The sequence below is a fragment of the Natronococcus sp. genome (genome assembly GCF_047921035.1).
GTDB lineage: Archaea > Halobacteriota > Halobacteria > Halobacteriales > Natrialbaceae > Natronococcus.
Genome location: NZ_JBLRWX010000174.1, coordinates 1 through 3862, shown reverse-complemented (window position 1 = coordinate 3862; position 3862 = coordinate 1). Strand labels below are relative to the sequence as shown.

Here is a 3862-nt window from a genome sequence, read left to right as displayed (position 1 = left end):
AGAGAGACGCGCTGTCGCGCGTCTCGGACGGCTGTTCGCCCAGTAGAAACTGCGAGCGAAGCGAGCAGTTTGCATCTGTACGTAACAAATCGACCGCTTCAGACGGACAGACACGACCGAACGAAACCCGTACTATCCTGGTAACGGACCGTCAGGAAACGATCGTTTTCCTCGCTCCGGAGAAGCGACAGGTGCTGCTGGTTGTCGGCCCCTTATCCGACCGGCTGTAATTAGATATAATTAGCCATGCTCGAGCGAGCCGACGCGATCCTGGCCGCAATTCCGCTGCTTTCGATGAGCGGGCTCGCCCTCCAGACGGCGATCGCGGCGACGGGGCTCGGAACCGGGCTGCTCGCCGCGCCGCTGGCCCCGGCCGGCCCGGTCGCCGCGCTCGCGCTCGTCTTCCGCGAACTGCTGGCAGGCCCCGTCGCCGAACGCGCCGCTGACGAGTAGCCCTAACTCAACAGGTTTAAGAATCCAGTAGCGATAGATAGCGGTACTATGGGTAACCAAAAAGTCGGCAGCGCGGGCCGTTTTGGCGCACGCTACGGTCGCGTCGCTCGACGCCGCGTCAGCGAGATCGAAGACGACATGGAAAACGCCGAGGTCGACGGCGACAGCGTCACCCGCGTCGGCACTGGCATCTGGAAGAACGACGAGACCGGCGAGGTCTTCACCGGCGGCGCCTACCGCCCGGAGACCCCCGCGGGTCGCACCGTCCAGCGCTCGATCCGAGCCGCGCTGGCCGAAGACGAATAACGGTCTCTCACTCTCTACGCATGAGCTACAAGTGCTCCCGCTGTAAACGCGACGTGCAGCTCGACGAGTACGGCGGCGTTCGGTGTCCCTACTGCGGCCACCGCGTCCTCCTGAAGGAACGCAGCCGCGACGTCAAGGAAGTCGACGTCCGGTAACGTGACCCCCCACGGCGCGACCCTCGAGTTCGAGTACGACGACCCGGCTCGAGCGCGCCTCGTCGCCGACTCCGTCGCCCGCGAGGTCGGCGAGATCGACGACGATCGGTCGCGAACTACTATCGAACGCGAGGAGTCGGTCGTCCGCCTCGAGATCGAAGCGGCGGATCCGGTCGCGCTTCGTGCGGCGCTGAACACGTGGTTCTCGCTTGTCGACGTCGCCGAGCGAACCGCCAAGGTCGGCGACCGGCTGCGGTCGCGCCCGGACACGTAGCAGTCGTCGGCCGGCCGTTTTTCCCTCCGGTCCGCGAAGGACCGCGGTATGGCAACGGATTCGGGAGCGGGAAGCGGCCGACGCGTGCTGCTGGCCGGCGGGACCGCCGGGTTCGGGTTCGGCGCGGTTATCGACGTCGTGATCTTCCACCTGACGCTGCAGACCCACCACCTGCTGTCGGGCATCTACGACCCCTACAGCCTCGACGGGATGCGGACGAACGTCATGTTCGACGGCCTCTTCCTGCTGGGAACGCTCGGAATCATGAGCGTCGGGCTCGGGCTCACCTGGCGGCTCGTCAACGGCGCCGACGCGCGGTTCTCGACGCGGTACCTGATCGGCTCCGTCGTCGTCGGGGCGGGCGTCTTCAACGTCTTCGACGGCGTCGTCAGCCACTACGTGCTCGACCTGCACAACGTCGTCCACGGCACCGAGGCCTGGAACCCTCACTGGCTCGCGGTGAGCGTCCTCATGCTCGCCGTCGGGGCCGTCCTGGTCCGCAGCGCGGACGGCCACCTCGCTCGAGCCGACTGACCGAGTTCACTCGACCGCTACCGTCGCGGGCTCGAGGTCGAAAAACGCCGTCTCGTACCCCTCGTGGCGCGAGAGCTGCGGGGGCGAGTCGACGACCACCGCTAGCTCCTCGATCCCCTCGAGACGCTCGTCCTCGAGGGTGCCACCGTAGTGGTGGCCCAGATCGGCATCGAGTCGCTCCGCGAGTCGGACTGTCTCGCCGAGCGAGCCGTCCCGGACCGGGGCGATCGACAGTCCTGCGAGTGGGACCGGGAACCGGTTGTGTCGCGTGCGTGCGCTCACGACGACGGCGCCTCCGTCTCCACCGGCCGACTCGCTCTCGAGGGTCCCGACACCGAACTCGAGATCCCCGCTGTGGGCGGTTCCGAACCACGCCTCGGTGGCAGCCTCGAGGTCGGCTCCCGGCTCGTGGTCGCCGTGATCGTGCGCCATCGGCTCGACCGCCCCGCTCTCGCCGCGGCCCTCGTCCTCGTCGATCAGCCGTCGGTCGAGCGATTCGATCTCGTCGGCCGCGTACTCGAACTCGAGGTCGACGGTTCGCGGACTCTCGAGGCGGTCGGCGAGGGCCCCGGAGGCGTCGACGCTCGTCGGTTCGACCCGAACGGTCGCGGCGTGGGGGCCGTCCTCGCCCAGCGGGACGTTGTCGCCGTAGTGAAACCCCATCCGCTGGGAGAGCATCGGCCACAGGGTGCGTTCGTCGATTCGCTCCTCGCGGCTGCGGATCGTCGTCGACACCGACGTCGGAACCGAAAGTCCGGTCTCGGCGTCGGTGGCCGCCGCCATCAGGTGGACGTCGTGGTGGTCCCGCACGTCCGCGCGCGACCGCTCGTCGCCGGCCATCGTCCAGAACGAGTGGGGCCGCATCGCCGACAGGGAGACCTCGAGGCCGTCGACGGTCGCAGTGCCGAGTTGGAGCATCTCGTCGACCTTCGGCGGCACGTAGACGCCGTCGGGCGGATCGACGACGAGTTCCCGCCAGGCGTCCTCTCGCTCGAGGGTCTCGAGGCAGCCGGCCGTCAGGGACAGCGCGCTGGAGAGGGCACCGACCGCGAGGAGGTCGCGACGTCGCATTATCGGAGGGACGCCCGCGAGAGGAATAGGCGTCGAGGTTGCACGCTCAACTGCGGCTCGCGCGAGGGTGCGACAGCGAGGCGACGGAGACGGGAGCGGTCCCGATAGAAGACAAAGCTTGGCTTTATCAGTCCGGAGGGCGACGGTCGAGATATGCAAGGAAACCTGCCGCCGGAAGCACAGGAGAAGATCGAGCAGCTCCAGGGTCTTCAGGAGACCGCACAGGAAGTCGCCGTCCAGAAACAGCAGGCCGAGACGAACCTCGAGGAAGCCGAGAGCGCCCTCGACGAGCTCGACAACATCGACGAGGACACCACGATGTACCGCAACGTCGGCGAACTGTTCGTCGAGACCGACTACGACACGGCCGAGGACGACCTCGAGGAGAAGGTCGACTCCCTCGAGATCCGCCTCGAAACCCTCGAAAAGCAGGAGGAGCGCGTCCAGGAGCAGTTCGAGGATCTCCAGGGCGAGCTCGAGGAACTGCTCGGCGGCGCGGGCGGCGGCATGGGCGGCCCGGCCGGTCCGGGCGGTCCCGGCGCCGGCGGCGCGTAAATGTCGACCGAGGAGCCGACCGACGAGGAGGTCGTCCAGACCGCGTCCGACGCGGCGGAGGGACTGATCTTCTCCCGGTACAAGCAATCGGAGGTTCGGGACTACGACGTGACGGTCGTCTTCGAGGACGGCGTCCTCGAGGTCGACGTCTACCTGAACGCGCCCGACGACGAGGCCGACCCGGAACAGGTCGCCGACGACGCCGCCCTCGCCGCGCGCGAGGCCGTCGACGAGCTGTTCGGGGAGTAAGGTATCCGGCCCGCTTTTCGCGACGATTCCGTTCCGAGCAGCCGCGTTTCCGGGGTGCTGTGCCACAGACACCACCGCAACCGATTAGTGGCGCGCCCGGCAAGCTCACACCACAGCAGATGGAGATCGTTTTCGCCCGGTGAGTCGGGCTCGCCCCCGTCGTCGGCGGTTCGGCCGGCGGCGACGCGGCCCCCGATCCCCGCTCGTTTCGTCCGGCACGGACTCGAGCCGGAGCCACGCAGTACTCGCAGTTACAGACCTACAT

9 protein-coding genes are annotated in these 3862 nt (G+C 67.7%); 8 read left to right on the top strand and 1 reads right to left on the bottom strand.

Going from position 1 to position 3862, the window contains the following annotated elements; genetic code table 11:
- The 6 genes from ACNA7R_RS19600 to ACNA7R_RS19575 all read left to right on the top strand — a co-directional run.
- A partial coding sequence (locus tag ACNA7R_RS19600) for a hypothetical protein (protein ID WP_416285216.1) occupies positions 1–230 on the top strand: 230 nt, incomplete at its 5' end.
- A gap of 16 nt (positions 231–246) precedes the next feature.
- Positions 247–453 (top strand): hypothetical protein, encoded by a 207-nt coding sequence (locus tag ACNA7R_RS19595; RefSeq protein WP_416285215.1) that lies wholly within the window; start codon positions 247–249, stop codon positions 451–453.
- 48 nt (positions 454–501) lie between these two features.
- Complete coding sequence (locus ACNA7R_RS19590; protein ID WP_278300882.1) at positions 502–759, top strand: 50S ribosomal protein L37ae; 258 nt, start codon at positions 502–504, stop codon at positions 757–759.
- Positions 760–779: 20 nt separating this feature from the next.
- Positions 780–914 carry a DNA-directed RNA polymerase subunit P gene (locus ACNA7R_RS19585; RefSeq protein WP_005581305.1) on the top strand — a complete coding sequence of 45 codons (135 nt, stop codon included), beginning with the start codon at positions 780–782 and terminating at the stop codon, positions 912–914.
- Position 915: 1 nt separating this feature from the next.
- Positions 916–1188, top strand: coding sequence for a KEOPS complex subunit Pcc1 (locus tag ACNA7R_RS19580; RefSeq protein ID WP_416285212.1), 273 nt, complete (start codon positions 916–918; stop codon positions 1186–1188).
- A 48-nt stretch (positions 1189–1236) separates the two neighbouring features.
- On the top strand, positions 1237–1722 hold the full coding sequence (locus ACNA7R_RS19575) for a DUF2243 domain-containing protein (RefSeq protein ID WP_416285211.1): 486 nt from the start codon (positions 1237–1239) through the stop codon (positions 1720–1722).
- Between the two features lie 6 nt (positions 1723–1728).
- Here ACNA7R_RS19575 and ACNA7R_RS19570 read toward each other — a convergent pair whose 3' ends face one another.
- Positions 1729–2793 carry a hypothetical protein gene (locus tag ACNA7R_RS19570; protein ID WP_416285210.1) on the bottom strand — a complete coding sequence of 355 codons (1065 nt, stop codon included), beginning with the start codon at positions 2791–2793 and terminating at the stop codon, positions 1729–1731.
- Between the two features lie 153 nt (positions 2794–2946).
- On the opposite strand from ACNA7R_RS19570, the gene ACNA7R_RS19565 reads away from it, so the two are divergent.
- Together ACNA7R_RS19565 and ACNA7R_RS19560 are read left to right on the top strand one after the other, a co-directional pair.
- Positions 2947–3348, top strand: a complete 402-nt coding sequence (locus ACNA7R_RS19565; RefSeq protein ID WP_416285208.1) for a prefoldin subunit beta — start codon at positions 2947–2949, stop codon at positions 3346–3348.
- Complete coding sequence (locus tag ACNA7R_RS19560) at positions 3349–3597, top strand: DUF3194 domain-containing protein (RefSeq protein WP_416285206.1); 249 nt, start codon at positions 3349–3351, stop codon at positions 3595–3597.
- The last annotated feature ends 265 nt before the right edge of the window (positions 3598–3862 follow it).

Coding starts and splice junctions, on each gene's coding strand:
- ACNA7R_RS19565 (WP_416285208.1), top strand. CDS start 2,947: ATGCAAGGAAACCTGCCGCCGGAAGCACAGGAGAAGATCGAGCAGCTC.
- ACNA7R_RS19595 (WP_416285215.1), top strand. CDS start 247: ATGCTCGAGCGAGCCGACGCGATCCTGGCCGCAATTCCGCTGCTTTCG.
- ACNA7R_RS19575 (WP_416285211.1), top strand. CDS start 1,237: ATGGCAACGGATTCGGGAGCGGGAAGCGGCCGACGCGTGCTGCTGGCC.
- ACNA7R_RS19590 (WP_278300882.1), top strand. CDS start 502: ATGGGTAACCAAAAAGTCGGCAGCGCGGGCCGTTTTGGCGCACGCTAC.
- ACNA7R_RS19585 (WP_005581305.1), top strand. CDS start 780: ATGAGCTACAAGTGCTCCCGCTGTAAACGCGACGTGCAGCTCGACGAG.
- ACNA7R_RS19570 (WP_416285210.1), bottom strand. CDS start 2,793: ATGCGACGTCGCGACCTCCTCGCGGTCGGTGCCCTCTCCAGCGCGCTG.
- ACNA7R_RS19560 (WP_416285206.1), top strand. CDS start 3,349: ATGTCGACCGAGGAGCCGACCGACGAGGAGGTCGTCCAGACCGCGTCC.